This window comes from Mesorhizobium sp. M0028 (genome assembly GCF_040323855.1).
In the GTDB taxonomy this organism is placed as follows: Bacteria; Pseudomonadota; Alphaproteobacteria; order Rhizobiales; family Rhizobiaceae; genus Mesorhizobium.
This window is the reverse complement of record NZ_JAMYVG010000015.1, coordinates 78,099-98,168: the sequence shown is the minus strand read 5'-3', so window position 1 is coordinate 98,168 and position 20,070 is coordinate 78,099. Positions and strand designations below refer to the sequence as shown.

The window sequence follows — 20,070 nt, the reverse complement described above, 5'->3', positions numbered from 1 at the left end:
ACGGCAGCGCGCGCACGCCGCCGCCTCCCGCGCGTTCAGGCCGGCGCACGCTGGCCTCCCCCCGCAGCGTCGCTGCGGTAGCGGCTGGTCGAGGTCTGGTAGTACTGCGCGCGGATAGCCGCCATGGCCTCGATCAACGGTCCCCACGGCGCGGGAAAGCGTTCTTCCGCCATGACCCGGTGCAGCATGCGCGTATGGCCGGCCAGCTCGTCGTTGAGGAACTCCACCACAGGCATAGCCGGATAGCGCTGCAGCAGCAGGATCGCCGCGTTGTCGGCCTCGCCGGCCGACCTGTCCTTGTCGCGTCCATGCAGATCATTCTGCAGGCGCCCTATCGCGGAGATGAGCCGCAGGACCTGGCGAAACGCCGGACGCGCGCGCAAGGTCGCCATGTCCAGCCCCCACAGCAACGACAGGCAACAGAACACGTTCGTGTAGGCGATCGAATCGATGCCGTTTTGCAGGTACTCGGCGTAGGACCAGCGTTCCGCCCCTGCCGCCTGCGCGTGTCCTGCGCGCAGCGCCGCGCAGTAGCACCGGGTATCGTCGAGAAGCTGAGCATAGTCGCGACGATCGTAGGCGAGCGCGCCCAGCGAAGCGCGCAGCACAGCGCAGCCCTCGAATCCGGGGAGCGCGCACGGCACGCCCTGCCCCAGCGCCTGTTCCACCGCGGCGAGCTGCTCTGGCGCGATCAGGCCAAGGTCGTTGCAATCGTCGAGCCAGAACAGCAGCGCCAGTTCGCGATAGAACGCCACGATCAGCGTTTCGTCCTGCGGATCGCGGCCGGTGCGGGCGCTGGTGTCGCGCAGGCTCGGGTGGATGCGCTGCAGGATGTACTGGCCGCCCCTGACCGCTTCCACGGCATGCTCGTCGGCGAACCCGGTCAGGGTACGCCCCCACTCCAGCACCTGCTGCAGCGCGCGTTCCGTCTGGATCATGGCGCCGCTCCTGCTGCCTCGGCCAGGACGCGCCGCCCCCAACGAAGCGCCAGCCACAACCCGGCGAGTTCGGCCACGCGCACCACCCGGGTGGGGCAATACAGTTCCTTGCCGATCCACAGCGGCGTCTGCGGCAATCCACGCGCCGCATGGCGGGCGAGCATCCACTCCAGCGCACGCGCCACCGCCTGCGCGATGCGCCGGCGCCCTGTCGGCTCTTCGCTCCCGTCCATCACGTGCAACGCGAACAGCGCATAGGCGGTTTCCTCGAATGTGGACGCGCGACCGGCGCCCCAGCCGCCGTCGTCGCGCTGCGCCTGCAGCAGCGCCGCCAGCGCGCGCTCGTCGCGCCACTGGGGCTTGCCTTGCGCCAGCGCAGCGACCGCGTGCGCGGTGGGATACAGCCACGAAACGTGCCATTTTTCGTTGTCCCATAGACCGTGCGCGTTGCGATTGGCCTCGACGTAGGCGGTGGTGCCGGGGGCGGGCCTTCCCAACAGTCGCAACGCATGTAGGGCATGGATGTTGGTCGACACCGAGGCATTGCGCTCGCCGGGGAAGGTGACGAACAGCTCGCCGATTTCGAAATGGCGCAACGCATCGACCGCCGGGTCGCGGCCTGCAAGGCGCAGGACGCACAACGCAACGGCAGTGTCGTCCGCATCGGCCGCGAAGTGCAACGCCGGGCCCAAACCGCGCACGCCCAGGCGGGCGTCGAGCTGCGCGACGATCACTTGCATCGCCTCGGCGAGCGCGGGATGCGCGAACAGCCCGGCCAGATGCAGGGTGTACAGCGACCAGCATGGCTCGAACACATTGATCGGCCAGACGTTGGGAACGACACCTTCGATGCCGCTGCGCGTCGCCCGCGATGCCGCCTGCAGATACGCGTCGGCGCGCCCGACCTGCGGCGTGCTCCCCTGTGCCACGGCGTGCGCACGCCACGCGGCGGTGGCCGCCGGACTGATGCCGATGCTGCCGTCGTCATCCGGGCATGCGGTGGTCGGCGACGTCCCCCAGGCTTCCCAGGAGTGCAGCAACGGATGGCCGCTCGGCAACGTCGCCACCGCCCCCAGCTTGACCAGGCGCGCTTGCCGCAACGGCAACAGCGCCGGGTGGCGCGGAAACGCCACGCCGCCCTGCAAGGATGCGGCCTCGCCGCACAACTGCGGCAGGATCAGCTCCGCGGCGATCGGCGCGTCTTCCGGCACCGCATGCGCGTAGGGATCGGACTGGCGCTCGAAAAACCGGGTTGCAGCCTGAACTGCGTCGGCAGCGCCGGGAAGAAGATCGGCACGCTGCAATGCCAGCAACGCCGCCCACGTGGGCGCATGGCGGAACAGCGGGAAGTCCGCGCTTCCCCATCCGCCATCGGCCTGTTGCTGCGCGATGAGCCACTCGTATGCGTCCTGCCGACCGGTGACGTTGCCGTGGAACTGCAGAGCTCGCGCCGTGTCGTAGACGGACGGACCGACGCTGCCGCCGTCGCTCATCTCGCTCAGCAGGTGGCGCAATTCGGAAAGGATCTGTTCGGACAGCGCGTTCACGCAGGATGTTCCTTCTGCAGACGGTTGACGAGATCCAGGATCGGCAGACGCCGCGGACTCGGACACAGTGCAGCATGCATCGCTGCCGCCGGCCGATCGAAGCTGCACAGGGGCGACTCTATGCGGACGGGCGTGCTCATGCGCATGGCGCGTGCTTGAACAGATACGCGTTGGCCCGCTGCAGCATCTGCGCCAACCGTTCCGCACGCGGCCCCAGCGGGGCGATGGCCTCCCCGGCGTTGCGCAACAAATCCAGCGCGAACTGGCGCGCTGCCTGCAGCCCCATGATCGACGCGCAGGTCGGCTTCTGCGCCGCCGCGTCCTTGCCGGGGGTCTTGCCCAGCGTCGCGGTATCCGCTGTCGCGTCGAGAATGTCGTCAACCACCTGCAACGCCAGGCCGAAACAGGCGGTGTAGCGATCGAGCGCACAGTACAGCGCAGCGTGCGCGGCATCCTCCGCGATCGAGCATAGCGCGCCCATGCGAACGGACGCGCGCACTAACGCTCCGCTCTTCATCCGGTGCATCGCCACGATCCTGTCCAGCTCGGCGTGCTTTCCGACCAGCGACAGATCCATGGCCTGCCCGCCTGCGGCACCCTCGGCGGACACGGCCTGCGCCAGTTCGCGCACGAGCGCGATACAGTTGTCGCCCGGCGCATCAAGGCTCGCCAGGGTCAGGAAGGCGTGCGCCTGCAGCGCATCGCCGACGAGGATCGCAGTGGCTTCGCCGAACTTGACGTGCACGGTCGGAAGGCCGCGGCGAAGCACGTCGTCGTCCATCGCGGGCAGGTCGTCGTGGACCAGGGTACAGGCGTGCATCATCTCGATGGCGGCGCCGACGTCGTCGAGCATGTGCGCCGGCGTGTCGGCCAGTGCGCCGGCAGCCAGACAGAGCAAGGCGCGGGTGCGCTTCCCGCCATGCAAGGTGGCGTAGCGCATCGCCGCCATCAGCTCGGTCTCACCGTCGTCTTCGGCGCAGAGAAGACGCGCCAGCGCCTGTTCGACCCGCTTTGCGCCGTCCTCCATCCAGATCTCCGGCAGCAGCCTGCCGGATGCGCCGCGCGCCTGCGCGCCCAATCCGCCGAGCGCGGAAAGGCCAGTTCGGTCGTCGTGTAGCGTGGAACCGGTCTGCATGTTGTTCATGTCCTTGTACCTGACACGAGATGGCCACGGCGAGCGCCAAGCCGCAGCGGCGTTGCCGGCGCCGCACCGAGCGCGTGCGCTGAGTGCAGCAATGCCGCGCCTCGCCGGCGCCGATGCCTCGCCACACGGGGCATGCGATGCCAGCTCATGAGAAGCCTATGCGGATTGCCATGGACGGATGTGCGGTCGGGTAATAGCGCCGGCCTTTTTCGACGCCGCTCAGCAACCGCGGCCGCACCCCGGCCTTGTGCATGGTCAGCGCCAAGGCGATGCAGAACTGCACCATTTCCAGCCATACCAGGTGGTAGCCGATGCAGACGTGTGGGCCGGTACCGAACTGCAGCATGTCCACCGGCCGGATCGGCTCCGTGCGTTGCAGCCACCGCGCCAGGCGGAACTGATCAGGCGCCTCGTGCAGCAGCGCCGAGGTCGAGAAATGCAGCAGCGGGATGCACAGATGGGTGCCCGCGGGAATGCGCCGTTGGCCGAGTTGCAATTCCTGCAGGGCGCGACGCGGCAGGAGCGTGGTCGCCGGATGCAGGCGCAGCGTCTCGCGGAACAGCGCCTCGGCGACCGGACACTGCGCCAGGTCCGCGTGACGGGTCGGCACCGCGCCCACGCGTTGCGCCTCCTCGACCAGGGCGTCCCACATCACAGGCTGCCGCGCCAGCTCGATCACCATCCAGGCCATCGTCGAGGCAGTGGTGTCGTGACCGGCAAGCAGCAGCAAGCGGATATTGGCGACCAGGACGTCATCGGAAAGCGCATCGTCGCTGCGGTCGAAGGCGCTCACCATGTCGTTGATCAACCCGGTGCGCGCGGCATGCGCGCGCGCGTCGCGGACGAACTGGCGCAACTGCGCGTCGATCCAGTCGCGGGCGGCGCGGCCTCGCCGCAAGGGCAGTCCGGGCAGGTCGACCGGGGGCGCGACGATCAACTGCAGCAGTTGCCGGTATTTGCGATGCCATCCCGGCAGGTCCTGCGCGGGGATTCCCATGAGGCTGAAGATGAGCTTGAGCATCAGGTCGCCGGTTTCGCGCAGGATGGTTACCTCGCCGCGGGCGCGCCATGCCTGCACCCGCGCCCGGATGACGGGCGCGAACAGGTCGCCGATCCCGGCCTGGGTCAGCCCCTTGGGCAAGAACGCTGCCTTGATGGCATCGCGCGCCTGCCGGTGCGCGCCGCCGTCCAGGGCAACCAACGTTCCGCCAAGCAATTCGGGCGCGATCTCTTCGATCAGCGCCGAGGACACGTCCTTGTGCTTGAGCAGTGAGAACGCGTCCGGATCCACGCAGGTCATCAGAAGTCCGGCAGGGCCGAAATCCAGCCAGAAGTGGCTGCCCAGCGTCCGTTCTGCGCGCTGCAGCAGGCGCGGCAGGTCGCAGACAATGGCGGGAAGATGCCCGACCAGGGGGAAAGCGCCAGGCATGACCGGGATGTCGCATCGCAGCCGGTGCCGACGGTTGAGTGGGTTGAGCAGTATGTCCATCAGCAGCGCGCCGCCGCCGCCGGTTCGGTGTCGCCGGCAGGGCGCGCGGCGCAGCTGTTGCCACCGTCGGCGTATGTCGGCACATGCGCCAGCATGCCGCCATCGATGCACACGACCTGGCCGGTGATGAACGCAGCATCGTCGGAGAGCAGGAACGCCACCAGCGCGGCCACATCCTCGGGGCGGCCGACGCGCTGCAGGAGCTGGTGCCGGCGCAGATGCCGTTGCATGCACTCGTCCAGCTTGGCGAGGAGACGCTCGGTCATGACGAGACCCGGTGCAACGGCGTTGCAGCGGATCTGCGCATGACCGTATTGGGTGGCGAGCGAAGCCGACAGCATGTTCATCGCCGCCTTCGACGCGGCGTAGGACGTCTGCGCCGTGTCACCGCTGAGCCCCTGGCACGACGACATGTTGACGATCGCGCCACCGCCGCGGGCGATCATCCGTGGGATGGCCTGCCGGCAGCAGAGCAGCGTGCCGCGCAGATTGGTCGCCATGGTCTGGTCCCAGACTGCCAGGTCCAGGTTGAGGATCGCGCGGTCGCGCGGGGTCAGATGCATGGCGCTCGCATTGTTCACCAGCAGGTCGACCCCCCCGAAGTGCCGCTCCGCCGTCTCGAACAGCGCTGCCACCGCCTGCTCCTCGGCGATATCCATGGCTATGGGCAGCGCGTGGCCTGCTTCGGCCGCGATCTGCGCGGTGCAGGCTATGGCCGCGGAGCCATCAATGTCGGCCACCACCACTCTGCCGCCCCCGCGCGCGATGGCGAGAGCGCATGCCTTGCCGATGCCGGCGCCAGCGCCGGTCACCACGGCCACCTTGCCTTCAAACCGTCCCATCGTGTCTCCTGAATTGCATTGGTCTTTCGCGGCATGCCGCTGGGCCTGCGCCGGAGAAGGCGTCGGGTCGGCGCTGGCGCGCTCGTCATGGCCGGCGTCGCTTTCGATGACCCGAATGGCGGCGACCGGGCACTGGTTGGCCGCAAGCCGCACGGCGGCGTGCAGCGCGTGCGGGACCGTCGCCACGCACACTTCGGCCACGCCGTCCGGTTCGCGCTGGCGAAAGGTGCCCGGCAGCGTCAGCACGCATTGCCCGGTAGTTCCACACAGATCCTGATCGACCAGGACGCGCATCTCAGCCCTCCTGCCCATGCAGCCGGACCGGCAGCGCGCGGAACGTCCTAAGGAACGCGGAGGGCTCCCGGGTCGGCTGCTCGGCCAATGCCAGCGTGGGGAAGCGCGCCTGGATCCGCGGCAGGCTTTCGGCCAACTGCACCCGGGCCAGTTGCGCACCAAGGCAGAAGTGGATGCCGTGCCCGAAGGTCAGCATGATCTTCCCGTCGATCGACATGCCAGGACTGGTGCCGTAGAACCGCACGGGATCGAAGCGGTCGGGATCGGCGAAGGCGTCCGGGTCGCGATTGCCGGCCGCGATCAGAACGCGCACGTCCGCGTTCTTCGGGATCACCACGCCGCCCAGTTCGATGTCGCGCTGGGCGATACGCGGAATGGAGCTGAACATGGCGGGCGCGTCGTAGCGCAGGGCTTCTTCGACGAATGCCTTCACCCCCACGGCATCTCCCTTCAGCCAGTGCCGCTGTTCGGGATACGCCAGCATCGCCAGGACCGCATGGCCGATGGCCGCGGCAGTGGTGGCGAAGCCGCCCAGCAGCATGCCCCAGAGCATGCTGATCAATTCCGCATCCGACAGCATCTCGGCATCGTCGTCGTGTGCGCCGACCAGCATTGACACGATGTCGTGGCGGGAATCGGTGCGCTTGCGCTGTATGAGGTCGCCGAAGTAGGCCTGCACCCTGGCGCTGGCCGCGTCCCCCGCAGCGAGTTGGGGATCGCTGGCGTGCGGGCTTAGACCTTCCAGAATGGCGCTGATTCCGGCGACGAGCGCGAACATGTCGTCCCGGGGCATGCCGAACAGTTCGCCGAAAACCAGCATGGGCAAGGCAAGCGCGAATTCCTGATGCAGGTCCACTGCCTCCCCGCGCTCCAGTGCGGGCGCCATGCCGTCCAGGCGCGCTGCGACAATGCGAGCGATGGTCGGCCTCAGGTTGTCGATCTGGCCGATGGTGAAATCGCGCGAGATCAGCCGGCGCAGACGCGTATGCGTTGGAGGTTCCTTCATCGCTAAAGTGGACGCCAGCAAACTTAGCGACAGGCTGGTCGCCGCACGCGGGAAATAGCGTGCCAGTTCGCCTGGTGCCGGCCCCCGAAAAGCATCGCCCGTGGCCTTGAGCGCCCAGTAGATGTCGGCGTGGCGGCTCAACAGAAAGAGGCCCGACGCCGCGCGATGCACCGGATCGTGCTCGCGCAACCACCGCATGAACGGATACGGGTCGTGGATGCACGCTGGCGACGCCAGTTCGGCGAAGGCGTCCCGGCATGCTGCCGTGGTTTCTTGCACGTCCATCTTGGTTACCTGTTGGCTGGCTGATCTGACCGGCGCGCGCCAGGCGCGCCGGCAAATTGCGGAGAAGATCGCGATTCCCCGCGGCGTCCGCGCATCACCAGAGCACCGGGAACTCCTCGAACCCGCCAGTGATGATCTCCTTGCGCAACTTCAGTTCTTCGGGCGCCACGGCCAGGCGCAGCGCGGGAAAGCGCTGGAAGATCGAACCGAACACCACCTTGAGTTCCAGCCTGGCCAGCGCCGCGCCGATGCAGTAGTGCGGCCCATGGGAGAACGCCAGGTGCGGGTTTTCGTCGCGTCCGATGTCGAAGATTTCCGGGTCGTCGAAATGGCGCGCATCGAACGACGTCGCCGGCAGGCCGACAAGCACCTTGCTCTCCGCAGGAATATCCACGCCCGCGATGGTCACGTCGGTCCTCGGATAGCGCATGATGCCGTCCCAGCCCGCGCCCGGCGGGTACATGCGCAGGATTTCCTCCACCGCCTTGTCCACCAGGGATGGATCGCCGACCAGGCGTTCGCGCTGTTGCGGATGGCGGAACATGGCCAGCAGGCCAAATTCGATCTGCGCGACGGTGCTCTCGTGCCCCGCCACCAGCATGCCCGTCGCCAGGCCGATCGCCTCTTCCTCGGTCGCCTTGCCCTGGTCGACCGCCGCGAGCAGATCCGTCAGCAGGTTGTCGCCAGGATCCTGGCGCTTGTCCCGCATCTTGCCGCGAATGTAGGCGCGCAGTTCTTCCCAGGCCAAGCGCGACGCGCTGCGCGGGCCGCTTTCATGCTGGTGCGTCATCACCTCGTCGGACAGCCCGGCGAAAAAGGCGTGATCCTCGTAGAGCACGCCCATAAGCGCGCTGATGACCATGGCCGGAAGTGGAAAGGAGAGGTGGCGCCGCAGGTCGGCGGGCTGGGGCTGGGCCGCCAGTGTCTCGAACAACTGCGCGGCGATCACCTCGACCTGCTGCGCGAGCAGCTTCACCCTGCGGTTGCTGAAGGCCGGCGCCACGATCGTGCGTAACCGGGCATGCTCGCCCCCCTCGTGCGAGACCAACCACCCCGGCGATCCGAGAATCACCGAATCCGGGGTGAATGCCGCCGGCGGCATTCCCGAGGGCCGGAACGCCGCGTCGGACAGCACCGCCTTGGCTTCATCGTAGCCTGTCACCCACCAGCCTTCGTGCCCGGACGGGAAGCGCACGCGGTGGATCGGACCGTTGGCGCGTTGCGCCAACATCTCGGGCGAGGGCTCGATGTGATCGACGCGCCACATCGGCAGCGTCGGCAAGGGTTGTTCGGACATGGTGGCACTTGGTCTCTAAGCGATGGAAGAGCGGGAGGTGACCGGCAGGCGCTGCGGGCAGCTAATGGCTTAGGAAGGCATGTAGACGACGTCCTCCGCAGCGTAGCCCAATTCGATTATCAAGGTCGGCCAACGTGTAACTGCCTAGGCATACCGCGCGGCGAGATGCAGAACGTTATCCTGCGCCTTCGAGTTCAGGATAAAGCGAGTGTGGCGGGCCTTTGAGTCGCAGCCGGCCATCAAGATTTCCTGCGCAAGGGTCGACAAGGGCGGCGAGCCTGTTTGGTAGGGGGCGGTTTCGCCGAGGCCCCCTTCCCATAGAATGCTATCTGATGCGGATTTGACATTTTGCTTTTCTTTCTTCGTTCCATCGATCGCGGTGCCATCCACGAAATGAAGGTCGGTCGGCAGCTCCCGGCCCGCAACGAAGGAGCTTCAAAACTCGTGCCAATTTGGCCGACCCAGCAGAAGAAAAAAATTGTGATTGCTTTTCACCGGGTTAGCCTGAGGCCAGACAAGAGCTCGGCGAAATAGGCCGGTGTCGCGGGCCAACAAAGGGGACAGAACAGTGTCGGATAGTACGCCTCGGCGACCTTTAGGTCGGGCTTGCGACATTCTGGTCCAGTTTCGAACATAAGAGGGTGGCAAATAGACACGATTGGGGAATTCGATCCTCACGGAGTCAGGCGCTTGCCGAAGCGCGCGCTCATGGTTGCTGCGACAGGCGCATGTTCGCGAAAGCCGTGCCTCCGCACGCAAGAACACGCTAGCGGCACACGCTACGCAATCGCTGCAGTTCCCGCCGGTGTGAGGTAGTGCATCGGCTCGGTTTCCGGTTCGTCTTTGCCCAGCCGGGGCGGAAGCGCCCAATGTCCGCACCATACAGCACCGTTGTTGTGTGTGGTGACGAGGCGGTTATAGCGCGCGCCCGGTCTCGGCGGAGACACGGTCCTCCCAAGAAAAAGGATCGCTCCAAAAGCATCTCTATTTGAAATGGCACGCCGCTTGCTGCTCCTGGTCAGAGCCCATCAAAACACGATGAAAGCGACTTGCGCCATGCCCGACACGCGAAGCTCTAGACCGTGGCCTGAGGAGACGGTGCCTGTTCCCGCTGAACATCGGTACATCATCTCCTCCGGAGGTCCCTCCTCGGTAGCCGCTTTGCGCACGGCTGGTCCGATGCCGGCACGCCAACACATGGCGCTCGCGCAATTGCCGTCTACCGGTTCTGATCAGCATGTGAGTGCCCAACAGCCCCATCAAAGAGCCACCGAAGCCAAGGTCGGCGGGTCACTGGCAAACTTCGACAATACGCCGAACCAGCTCAGTAACGCGGGTCTCTTGCGTGAAGTCACATTTGAGGCCTCCACACGCGTTCGATATTGGCTACTTCGGGCCCGCTATCACTTTGTCCCGGGCACGAGCGCGAGCGATGGATGCCGCTTCCGGCGCCATAGCCGTGGAAAGATTGCCCCAGCGGCTCGACAGCCTCCACTTGCTCAGATCGATGGCGTTCGGGTGACGAAGACCAGCAGCCAAGATGTTCCCCTACATCGGGATGGAAAAAGGAGGGTGCGAGCCGCGAGGGCCTCATTTCATGCCCGGCATACGAGCCTTTGCTCGGTATTGCGCCAGCCTCTGCCAGAATCCGGCGCGCCAGTTTTTTCCTGAGGAGCAAGTTGATGACCGTTCAAAAGAAGGTTCCCTTCGTCACCTTTCTCACGCGTGTTCGCGATGAGTCAGTCCAGGGCCCAAATCCATATCGCTGGGAAGAAAAGACATCTGACGACTACTTTGCCGGCAAGCGCGTCATCCTGTTCTCGCTGCCTGGCGCCTTCACTCCGACCTGCTCGACCTACCAACTGCCCAATTTCGAAGAGCTCTATGATGAGTTTGAGAAGGAGGGAATTGACGCGATTTACTGCGTCTCCGTCAACGATGCCTTCGTCATGAATGCGTGGGGGAAGTCCTTGGGCCTGCAGAAGGTCGAGCTCATCCCCGATGGCTCAGGCGAGTTCACACGCAAGATGGGCATGCTGGTCGCAAAGGACAATCTCGGCTTCGGGATGCGCTCCTGGCGCTACGCCGCCCTGATCAACAATGGCGTGGTGGAGCAGTGGTTCGAGGAGGAAGGTTTCTCCGACAACTGCGAGGCCGACCCCTATGGCGTCTCATCCCCGCAAAACGTTCTCGAAACGCTGAAAGCCGCCGCATGACCTAGAAAACGTCTCACTGGTGCCATTGCCCGCCCCAAGAGGCTCCCTCGACAGGATTATCGCGCTCACCATGCAATCCTCAGCAAGCCTGCTTCAGCGCCAGAAGCAATCCATGGTCGCATCGCCTCAACTCATTGAGTCGATTCGCTTGCTGCAACTGGCGCATACTGAACTGCATCAGTTCGTGGAGCGGGAAATCGAGAAGAACCCGCTCTTGGAATCTGCGTCAAACGATGGCGGGCCTTTTGGCGATGTTTCGAGTTCGGGAGCGGATCAGCCTATCGGCCCACGCGCAAACGCCGTTGACGGACCGACCGGGGGCGGGTCGCCTGAACGGCTCGGGCAATGGAAATCACTTCGCAACACGACCAACAACCCGCCGGGCAATGGCCCTTCCCTCGACGAGTTTGCCACCCTCGCCGAAACATTGCACGACCATGTCGCTCGTCAGATCGCCCTCACTGCGTTCACACCACAGGAGCGGCTGATCGCTGGCCAGCTTGCCGCCGATCTGGAAGACACTGGCTATATTCGGGCAAACCTTTTGGAGCTGGCCGAGAGCCTGAATGTCCGTGAGGCTGTTGTGGAACGGGTTCTCGGAACCTTGCAGCAATTTGATCCACCGGGAGTTTTTGCGCGAAGTCTCAGAGAATGCCTCGAGATCCAGTTGCGCCAGCGTAACCGGCTCGACCCGGCAATGGCAGCTTTGGTTGCCCATCTTGAAATGCTTGCGCGGCGCGATTTTGAGGCACTGAAGCAGCATTGCGGAGTCGATGAAGAAGACCTTCTCGACATGATGCATGAGATTCGGGCGCTCGATCCCAAGCCTGGGAACCGATTCCAATCCGGTGCGTCTGAATCAATCATACCCGACATCTGGGTCACGCCCTCACCGCAAGGGGGGTGGCAGATCGAACTCGATCCCGCCACACTGCCAAAGCTGCTGATCAACCAAAGCTACTATGCCGAAGTCTCGCGTCAAACTGCCCAAAGTGCGAAGGATAAAGCATTTCTCGACGAATGCTTGCAAAACGCGAACTGGCTAATCCGCAGCCTCGATCAGCGCGCCAAGACCATCGTTAAGGTTGCGGCTGAAATCGTGCGTCAGCAGGATGCCTTTTTGGAACATGGCGTCGCCCACCTGCGGCCTCTCAATCTCAGAACCGTCGCTGACGCGATCGGCGTGCACGAGTCGACGGTAAGCCGGGTGACCTCGAACAAGTACATGCTTACCCCGCGCGGCGTCTTTGAACTGAAGTATTTTTTCACCGTCGCGATCGCGTCCTGCCAAGGCGGCGATGCGCACTCCGCCGAAGCTGTCCGCCATCGGATCAAAGCGATAATTGCCGCAGAATCTCCCGGCGACGTGCTTTCCGACGAGGACATCGCTGCCCGGCTGAAGGAAACCGGCATCGATGTTGCGCGCCGCACCGTCACAAAATATCGCGAAGCAATGAACATCCCCTCCTCCGTGCAACGCCGCCGGGAAATGCGCTTGTGTTTTTAAATTTGGGTCAAGGCAGCCAACATCAGGTTGCATTGCATCAAAGTGGAGACTTCGTTCATGACCCAATCCGCGGCAGGCGTTGTGGACGCTGTTCTGCACGACCCAGAAAAGCCCGTCCCACCGTCTGGTCCCGCATGGGGTGCGGTCATTTCGCTTTCCTTGGGCACCTTCGGGCTGGTGACCGCAGAGTTTCTGCCTGTCAGCCTGCTCACGCCCCTCGCGCATGATCTCGGTGTCACCGAGGGTGCGGCTGGACAGGCGATGACGGCGACCGCTATCGTCGGGGCGATCTCGGCGCCGACAGTGGCTATCATCACAAAGCGCCTGGACCGCAGGCTCGTCATGTGGGCGATGACGCTGCTGCTGATCCTGTCGGACGTTCTGGCGGCCGGCGCGTGGTCGCTGGCGGTTCTCCTGACTGCACGCGTCGTGCTCGGCATAGCGCTCGGAGGCTTCTGGTCGATGTCGGCAGCACTGGCGATGCGGCTCGTTCCAAGCCACCTCCTGCCGCGCGCTATGGCGATCATCCTCACCGGCGTTTCCGTGGCTACCGTTTGCGCAGCTCCAATCGGCGCTTATGTCGGCGATATCTGGGGATGGCGAAGTGCCTTCATGCTCGCCGCAGTCGGCGGCGCGGCTACACTGCTGGTGCAACTCATAACCATTCCGAGACTGCCTCCGATTGGAGTGGCTAGCTTCCGCAGCCTGCTGGATGTGGCTAAGATTCCGATGGTCAAGGTCGCGCTTGTGGTCGTCCTGCTTGTCGGTTCCGGCCACTTCGCCGGAATCACTTATATCCGCGCCTTCCTCGAGAAGGTTCCCGCTCTGGACGTCGAAACGATTTCGCTTGTGTTGCTTGCTTTTGGCATCGGGGGATTCTTCGGCAATTTGGCCGGCGGGCTTCTGGCCGAGTACAGTCTCAAGGCAGTCGCGGCCCTTGCACCGCTGCTCATAGCGATAGCTGCTGTTTCGCTGCTGATGGCGGGAGCATCGGCCTTCGCCTCGGCGATTGCGGTTGCCGGGTGGGGCTTTGCCTTCGGCGCCGTGCCGGTGGGATTACAGACGTGGATGGTGCGGCGGGCCGTTCCCGAGCAGGCCGAAAGCGCCGGTGTGCTGATGGTCGTAGCATTCCAAGTGGCAATCGCAGCCGGCGCGATTTTCGGCGGAGTATTGGTGGACAATGCCGGGATTACCAGTGCCATTGCCTACAGTGCTGTTGCCACGTTCGCCGCCGCCCTGACAGTGTTCCTGCTCGGCCCGAAGCGCGAAACCTAGACCGCCTGACAGAAGAGGCCTCAGCAGCGCAAGCGGCACGAGAGATGCGATGCACGGCGCGGTCCTCCGCACGATTACTCATGGACCAGCGCAAGCGCCTCGCCGATTGGCCGCACTGAGCTGGCGCAAAACATCGATGTCGCACGTACGCGATACGATCTCTCCCAAGCAGGTTCGCGGAGGAAAACGAGTTCGTCACAGCTCTGCGCGCCGGCGAGTAAGGACTGATTGCACGATTGCGAAGCATGAGGGACCATTACTACCGACTTGAGCATCGTTTGGAGGACTGCGATATCCCCACATGAGAGATTGGGTTCGGCACCGAAAGCAGCAATGCCGATCCATCGCGACCCTGAGCTTTAGCCTCCGGACGTTCGGCGCTTGCTTGCCAATCAACCAGCGCCGTCGGGCCAGCGGATCTCGAATCCGCCGGTTCCAATGGGCCAGGCCAGGCCAAAGCCGCTGTCAAACGCCAGACTTAGATCGTTCTTTCTCGTCACCTTCGCACCGACGAGAATTACCTGTCGGCCAGTCCACCGCTGATGCTGGCGGTAGTCGAGCAACTGGCCGGTCGCGGCGCGAATCGCGAAGCGCATCGTAGCCGCATCAGCAGGCTTGATCTCGACCATCACTTCCGGCATTGCGTCAACCGCAACCGAAGGTCGTCGCGAAAACAAGCGGGAAAATCAATCCGCGGATATCGCTCGCTGAGAAACGCTACGAACTGTTTGTGCAGACTGTCATGCTGAGGATGGACATTGATCTCGTACTTCCGCACATACCGTTTGTAGACGTCGGACGCTGCCGCTCCAGCCGGTCGGCCACGACCTCCATCATGAGCGACTGGCTCGCCTTCGATAAATGCCTTTACTCTCTTGACGAATGCTCTGGCGGATCGATCTGTCGTATCGTTCGCATACCACCAGCTTGCCTGGCCACTCCACCCTTTGCCACGGTGCCTATCCTCCGGGGGCAGCACGAATGCATTTTCGGCGAGTGTCCTAGCCCTGAACGACCTGATCTTATCCTTGTAATGCTGGGCGGAAGGGTTACGCCCCTTGAAGTGCTGGCGGTGGCGATACAGTCGCGCACCGCGATACCACCCGACCACCACGCGCGGATCTTTGCCTTCCTCCGGAGCCGTCCAAAACGATGTCGATCCCGTCGACAAATTCGTCGTGCTTGCCTGAACCCAGATTCTGGATGCGCACCTGCCGATCCAATTCGCCCTTAATCGTCTCGAAGAGCCGTAAACGTACCCGTCATCGGCTGCAACAGTTGCATTCTTCCGCGCAATAACCCTGCTTACTCGGAAATGCCCCGCCACCGAGAGGCGGGTCATCCGCGCTCCGCCCGGCGTAGTCGTTCATCCACGCAACATTGCAGAACAAAATAGGCATTTCTCAACCTCTATGGGACGTCATGACGGATTCGATCGAAAGTTCCTATGTCAGACGAGTTGGTTAGTTGAACCGTTTTGAGGCGAATTCTAATCGAGCCTAATCCAGCTGGTGAATGGTAGATTGTGGCACAACAGCCTTGGCGATTTCACATAAGTGCTTGTGGTGCGTGAGATAGATGACCTGACCTGTGTTCGCCATCTCCCCAAACAATCTGAAAACCTCCTCCGAGCGAATATGGTCAAAGGTTTCCATGATGTCGTCGGCGATGAAGGGAACCGAGGGCCGGAATTGCGCGAACTCGTAATAACCGGCGAGCCTCAGTGCCAGGTAGAGCTGAAAGCGCGCGCCCTTCGAAAGCGCGTCAGCGAGCTTGGATTGCCCGTCGCGCTGCACCGCGATGAGAACCTCCCCGCCTTTCACGGGCTGGGTTGTAAGGCCTGAATACTGCCCACGGGTCATTAGCTTGAATGCGTCTGATGCACGCGCCATCATCCCCGAACGGTGGTTCTCACGGTAGATCCGCAAAGCATTTCCAGCCGACATGATGCCGAGCTTCAGCTCGATGTAACGAACGGCCTTCTCCTCGATTTCCAACAGGGTTGTGCGCCGTTCGGCATCCAGGTGTGCAACCGCGCTGTCGCCGCCGATGGCGTCCAGCTTATCGGCCGCGCGTGTCTGCCGGATCAGCTGTTGCTGGATCATCTCATCGAACTGGCGAAGCCGCTGCTCGCCCTCAGCCTTCTCGACCGTGAGGCTGTCGAAATCGATCGCGTCCAGGATCGAGCGTGCCTCCTCGAATCCGTCGACTGCAAGTTCCGCCACTACCCGTTCCTCAAGTTCAGCGACGGCAGCGCGCAATCCATCCCGCTCGCGCAGCAGCTCATCGCGTTCGACTACCTCGGACAAAGTGGCGACGCCAAAAACGCCCAGCACTTCGTTCTTGCGGCGTTCGTGCGCCGAAATCTCATTGTCGAGGATGTCGCGCGCCTCCTTCAGGCGCTTCAGGTCGTGGCCGAGGCTTGCCTTCGTTTCGCGTGTCCGCTCGGCGCGCTCCAGGCGCTCGGCAAGGCGGATGGCCAACTGCTCCGGCTCGCCATCCTCCGTCGGCTCGTCGGCTTCAACCGCTACGGCGATGACCTCGACCAGAAAATTAGCCCTGTCGGCCGCCATCTTGTCGATACGCAGCTGCAGATCGTCCCGTTCCTGCAGGCTTCTTGACAGTTCGGCCAATTGATCGAGCACAGTGCCGACGCCGGATGCTGAGAGCCCGCTTTCGAGCCAACTTCCCTTGAGTGCTTCGACAATGCCGGCCAGCCATTCCTCCTCGCGACGCTCCGCCACGCCTACGGCAACCCGTCGGGCCGCTAGATCCTCTTCTTTGGAGCCCACCATTCTGAGCGCCTCGGCATACTCTGCGTCCACCTTGCGCTGCCGATCCAGAAACAGCTCAGCGATGGCCATGATTGCTTCGAGGGTGTCGCCGGGCTCTGATACTATGCCGACGCTTTCCAGCGCTGCTCTCATTTCCAAGCGTATCTGCTCGCCGGCGTCAGCGGCTCGCTCCGCCTTCCTGCGGAGAAGTTCGATCTGCTCCCAGGCAGCGAGCGCATCGCTGCGCGCCTCGATCTGATCCTCGATCCTTTCGATCAGGCGCTCAGACGAAGGTTCCACGGCGTCTCCGAGCAGGTCTCTGGCGGCCGCGCGGATTTCCAACAATTGGGTATCCACATCCTTGCCGAGCTGTGTGCGTTGGATGCCGTTGCGTGACAGGTTGGCCGCGACCTCGGCCAGTTCGCGAGTCGTTGCCCGGATCTCGGCAAGATCCGCCGCGCCGGCCAGCCGGCCCGCGCTGGCAATGTCATCGCGCGCCAGTGCCACGGCGAAATCGTCAGCGGTGTCACCGGTCAGCGCTGCGCGGTGTGTTGCCCACGCATCATCGCGGACACGGCGGATCGCGGCAGCCCCATCATCGTCGACAACGTCGACCGAGGCACGAAGGGCATCCAATCCAGCCTTGAGCATGGCACGGTTGCCCTCGTATTCGGCGAGGCGTTCGGCAAGTACGGCGGTGTTTCTTGCCAGTTCTGACGCTACTGTCTTCCAGGCGGCAATGTGCCCGGCGCTCGGAACCGCGACGTTGGCGAGAGCAAGGGCATCTCCTCTCCATGGACGCAAGCGCGCGAGCGACACCTCCCATCGAATTGTTCCCGCATCTTCTGCCTCGCGAGCCGTCCTGATCTCCGCCAGGTGTCCGCTTGCTCGCGCTTTCGACAAAGCCGAGCCCAGCCTTGCCCTGGCAGGTTCGGGCACTGCCCTTTCCTCGCCGACCCGCTGCCTTGCCGCCTGCAGCGCATCGAGTGCTGCCGCCGCCTCGTCGCGGGCGGCGCGCACCCCGGTAGCAATCCCGGACCTCTGCTCGACCATAGCGCGAACGACGCCAACGGTGACGGCAGGCAGAAGCAGCGCGGCAGGATCCGGCTCGGAAGATCGACCCAAGGCGGCTAGGCAGCTTGCCACGGTGTTGTTGAGGATTTGCAGCCCCATCCTGCGAGTGGGCAAGTCAAAGCCAGCCGCGGTATGGCGCACTTTGCTCTCCGCAAGCCCGCGAATTCGTTCGGAAATCGACAGGACCGATTCATCCTCATCGACCGCAGTGACTTTTGCCGCCAAGCGCTGGACCTCGTCGATGTTTGCGGACAGCCGCGTTCTGAGGCTGGCATCGTCATCGATGAGTCCGGTGACACTACCCGTCCACGTGCGAGCTGGGGAGGCGATGTCCGGCAGCTCATTCAGCCGGGCAATCTTGCGCCGGATATCCGCCCGCATCGGCGCAGCACGCACGTAACGAGCAATGGTATCCAGCCTGGCCACCAGCACCGCTCGGTCACTGATGGTCCGGTCGTATTGCTGCGCTGCATCGAGACGTTCGGCCTCCAGGCCCTCGTAGGTTGATGCAAGGGTATCGATCGCATCCCTGCGCGACTTCACGTCAACAAGGCGCTTCTTCAGGAGCGCCAGTTCGGTGCCATGCGCCTGCTTCCGATACAGAGCGTCTGCTTCGGCCTCGAGGGTGTTCAACGTATCACTTGCGTTCCCAAGACCGGCGCTTGCCGTGAAGAGGAGCTTGCCGAGATCGCCCCGCGACTCCAGAATCGACTTCCCGCCCGCTTCCAGCGTCTCGTCATCGAGTGAGAACATCGTCGTGTAAGCGTCACGCGACAGTCCGGCGAGATGCGCCGTGATCGCGACGTCGCTCACCGGTTGGCCCGTCGCGTTCAATAGCGAATTAGTACGCTGTTTCGTACGCGTGAACGTGTGCTCGGAGCCGGCCAGTTCCAGCACGCCGCCAATGCGGATGGCGCTGTACTCGTGCAGGAAGTTGTAGCGGCTCCGTTCCTCGATGCCGAACAGCAAGTCTAAGTAGGCGGAAAGCGCGGTCGATTTGCCGGCCTCATTCAGGCCGAACACGATATGCACGTCAGGTCCGGATTCCGGTTTGGGTCCGAAGTCGATCGTACTATTGGTGAACTTTCCATAGCGAATGAGGTCAAGTCGCCGCAACCTCATGACGATCCACCGGACTTAAGGCGGGCAGTGACCAAGTCCGCACCCTTGGAAAGCACCTGATCGAGGAACTGCTCCAGCCCGGCTTCGTCCTTCCCAGCAAAATCCCGTCCGTCAGCCGGAAGGTCGGCGACCATCTTTTGGACGAACGCCCTCGCCTCAGCGCGGAAGGCCTCCGAGGTGGCATCGGCACGCATTGATTGCCCGAGTTCGAAAATCGGATCAGCAATATCCTCGGCGGTCTCCGTCCGAGGCGGCGCGAGGTCAAGCTCGAGCTTCTCCACCCACGTATGGCCCAGCTGTTCCGCAGCCTGTTCGGCTTCGGCAAGAAGGAGGTCCCTGTCGCGGATCAGCGCCCATAACAATGGTGACGTCCCTCTCAGGCCAACGCGGGCCACAGCATGACGCGATCGGACGGTGGCCCGCATCTCTTCGAGCGCGAAACGAATACGCGCGACGGCCTCGGGCCACTCCACCGCCCCGGTAAGGTCGACGCTCACCCGTTCGAACTGCGCAACGCTGGTCAGCCGTTCCTCGATCTCCACCGAACGGTCGTCGCGCACCGTCACCAGGGTGACTGATTTCTCACCCGCCTCGTTAATATCCCTCCCCTGAGGTATTCCCGGCATCACCACGGTGCTTGCGCCGGAATAGACTTGACGAACATGAATGTGGCCGAGGGCCCAATAGTCGAAACCGTGGGCGTGCAGGTCAGCGATGCTGCAGGGCGCGTAAACGTCGTGACCGGGCGATCCAGCCAGACTGGTATGCATGATGCCTATGTTGACGGCCCCTTCACGAGCAGCCGGATATTTGGTCAGCAGGCTGTCCGGGGCCTTTGGGTTCGCAAAGCTCAAACCGTGGAAAACGATGTCCAGACCGCCGGCTGTCTGCAATACCGACTGAGCACGACCGCCGAAGAGGGTAACGGTGTCGGGAAACACCAGCTGTTTGGAAATCCGCGACAAGGCGTCATGATTGCCGCGGATCTTGAAAACCCTGATGCCGGTCTGGTGCAGGCGTGTCATTTGCGATGCCAGAAACCGCGCAGTTTTCATCGAGGTCTGCTCGCCATCGTATAGGTCGCCAGCAATGACCAACGCGTCGACTCGTTCCTCAAGGCAGAGATCCACTATCGAAACGAATGCCTGGCGGCTGGCGTCGCCCACGAGCCCGGCAAGATCGGGATTTCGCATCGCCAGCGAACGAAGCGGCGAGTCGAGATGAATATCGGCCGTGTGTACGAATCGAAATGCCATTCGG

General features: G+C 63.6%; 13 protein-coding genes and 2 pseudogenes. 3 read left to right on the top strand and 12 right to left on the bottom strand.

Annotated elements, in window-relative coordinates; all coding sequences use genetic code 11:
* Positions 1 to 35: 35 nt before the first annotated feature.
* The 9 genes and pseudogenes from NKJ93_RS23815 to nifH form a co-directional block, all read right to left on the bottom strand.
* Positions 36 to 938, bottom strand: coding sequence for a terpene synthase family protein (locus NKJ93_RS23815; RefSeq protein WP_352591443.1), 903 nt, complete (start codon positions 936 to 938; stop codon positions 36 to 38).
* Positions 935 to 2,485: a hypothetical protein gene (locus tag NKJ93_RS23810; RefSeq protein WP_352591440.1), complete on the bottom strand. Its 1,551-nt coding sequence runs from the start codon at positions 2,483 to 2,485 to the stop codon at positions 935 to 937. Before NKJ93_RS23810 ends, NKJ93_RS23815 begins: the two co-directional genes overlap by 4 nt.
* Positions 2,486 to 2,621: 136 nt before the next feature.
* Complete coding sequence (locus tag NKJ93_RS23805; protein WP_352591533.1) at positions 2,622 to 3,620, bottom strand: polyprenyl synthetase family protein; 999 nt, start codon at positions 3,618 to 3,620, stop codon at positions 2,622 to 2,624.
* Between the two features lie 154 nt (positions 3,621 to 3,774).
* Positions 3,775 to 5,118: a cytochrome P450 gene (locus NKJ93_RS23800; protein WP_352591437.1), complete on the bottom strand. Its 1,344-nt coding sequence runs from the start codon at positions 5,116 to 5,118 to the stop codon at positions 3,775 to 3,777.
* Positions 5,118 to 5,960 carry an SDR family oxidoreductase gene (locus NKJ93_RS23795; RefSeq protein ID WP_352566082.1) on the bottom strand — a complete coding sequence of 281 codons (843 nt, stop codon included), beginning with the start codon at positions 5,958 to 5,960 and terminating at the stop codon, positions 5,118 to 5,120. The genes NKJ93_RS23800 and NKJ93_RS23795 overlap by 1 nt, the downstream gene beginning before the upstream one ends.
* Positions 5,961 to 6,128: 168 nt before the next feature.
* Positions 6,129 to 6,254, bottom strand: a pseudogene (locus NKJ93_RS23790) (ferredoxin); the annotation flags it as partial.
* Position 6,255: 1 nt separating this feature from the next.
* The gene (locus NKJ93_RS23785; RefSeq protein ID WP_352591434.1) at positions 6,256 to 7,545 is read right to left on the bottom strand and encodes a cytochrome P450; all 1,290 of its coding nucleotides are present in this window, start codon (positions 7,543 to 7,545) and stop codon (positions 6,256 to 6,258) included.
* A gap of 94 nt (positions 7,546 to 7,639) precedes the next feature.
* On the bottom strand, positions 7,640 to 8,842 hold the full coding sequence (locus tag NKJ93_RS23780; protein ID WP_352591431.1) for a cytochrome P450: 1,203 nt from the start codon (positions 8,840 to 8,842) through the stop codon (positions 7,640 to 7,642).
* Between the two features lie 153 nt (positions 8,843 to 8,995).
* Positions 8,996 to 9,189: pseudogene (gene nifH, locus NKJ93_RS23775) on the bottom strand (nitrogenase reductase); the annotation flags it as partial.
* A gap of 1,335 nt (positions 9,190 to 10,524) precedes the next feature.
* Here nifH and NKJ93_RS23770 point away from each other — a divergent pair.
* The 3 genes from NKJ93_RS23770 (at position 10,525) to NKJ93_RS23760 (ending at position 13,840) form a co-directional block, all read left to right on the top strand.
* Positions 10,525 to 11,058, top strand: coding sequence for a peroxiredoxin (locus NKJ93_RS23770; RefSeq protein WP_352466644.1), 534 nt, complete (start codon positions 10,525 to 10,527; stop codon positions 11,056 to 11,058).
* Positions 11,059 to 11,128: 70 nt separating this feature from the next.
* Positions 11,129 to 12,565: an RNA polymerase factor sigma-54 gene (rpoN, locus tag NKJ93_RS23765; protein ID WP_352591425.1), complete on the top strand. Its 1,437-nt coding sequence runs from the start codon at positions 11,129 to 11,131 to the stop codon at positions 12,563 to 12,565.
* A 57-nt stretch (positions 12,566 to 12,622) separates the two neighbouring features.
* Positions 12,623 to 13,840, top strand: a complete 1,218-nt coding sequence (locus NKJ93_RS23760; RefSeq protein WP_352591422.1) for an MFS transporter — start codon at positions 12,623 to 12,625, stop codon at positions 13,838 to 13,840.
* A 392-nt stretch (positions 13,841 to 14,232) separates the two neighbouring features.
* On the opposite strand, the gene NKJ93_RS23755 is transcribed toward NKJ93_RS23760, so the two are convergent.
* From NKJ93_RS23755 to NKJ93_RS23745, 3 genes are all read right to left on the bottom strand, one after another.
* Positions 14,233 to 14,481 (bottom strand): hypothetical protein, encoded by a 249-nt coding sequence (locus NKJ93_RS23755; RefSeq protein WP_352591419.1) that lies wholly within the window; start codon positions 14,479 to 14,481, stop codon positions 14,233 to 14,235.
* 858 nt (positions 14,482 to 15,339) lie between these two features.
* Positions 15,340 to 18,810 (bottom strand): ATP-binding protein, encoded by a 3,471-nt coding sequence (locus tag NKJ93_RS23750; RefSeq protein ID WP_352591416.1) that lies wholly within the window; start codon positions 18,808 to 18,810, stop codon positions 15,340 to 15,342.
* The gene (locus tag NKJ93_RS23745) at positions 18,807 to 20,066 is read right to left on the bottom strand and encodes a metallophosphoesterase family protein (RefSeq protein WP_352591413.1); all 1,260 of its coding nucleotides are present in this window, start codon (positions 20,064 to 20,066) and stop codon (positions 18,807 to 18,809) included. Before NKJ93_RS23745 ends, NKJ93_RS23750 begins: the two co-directional genes overlap by 4 nt.
* Positions 20,067 to 20,070 lie beyond the last annotated feature (4 nt).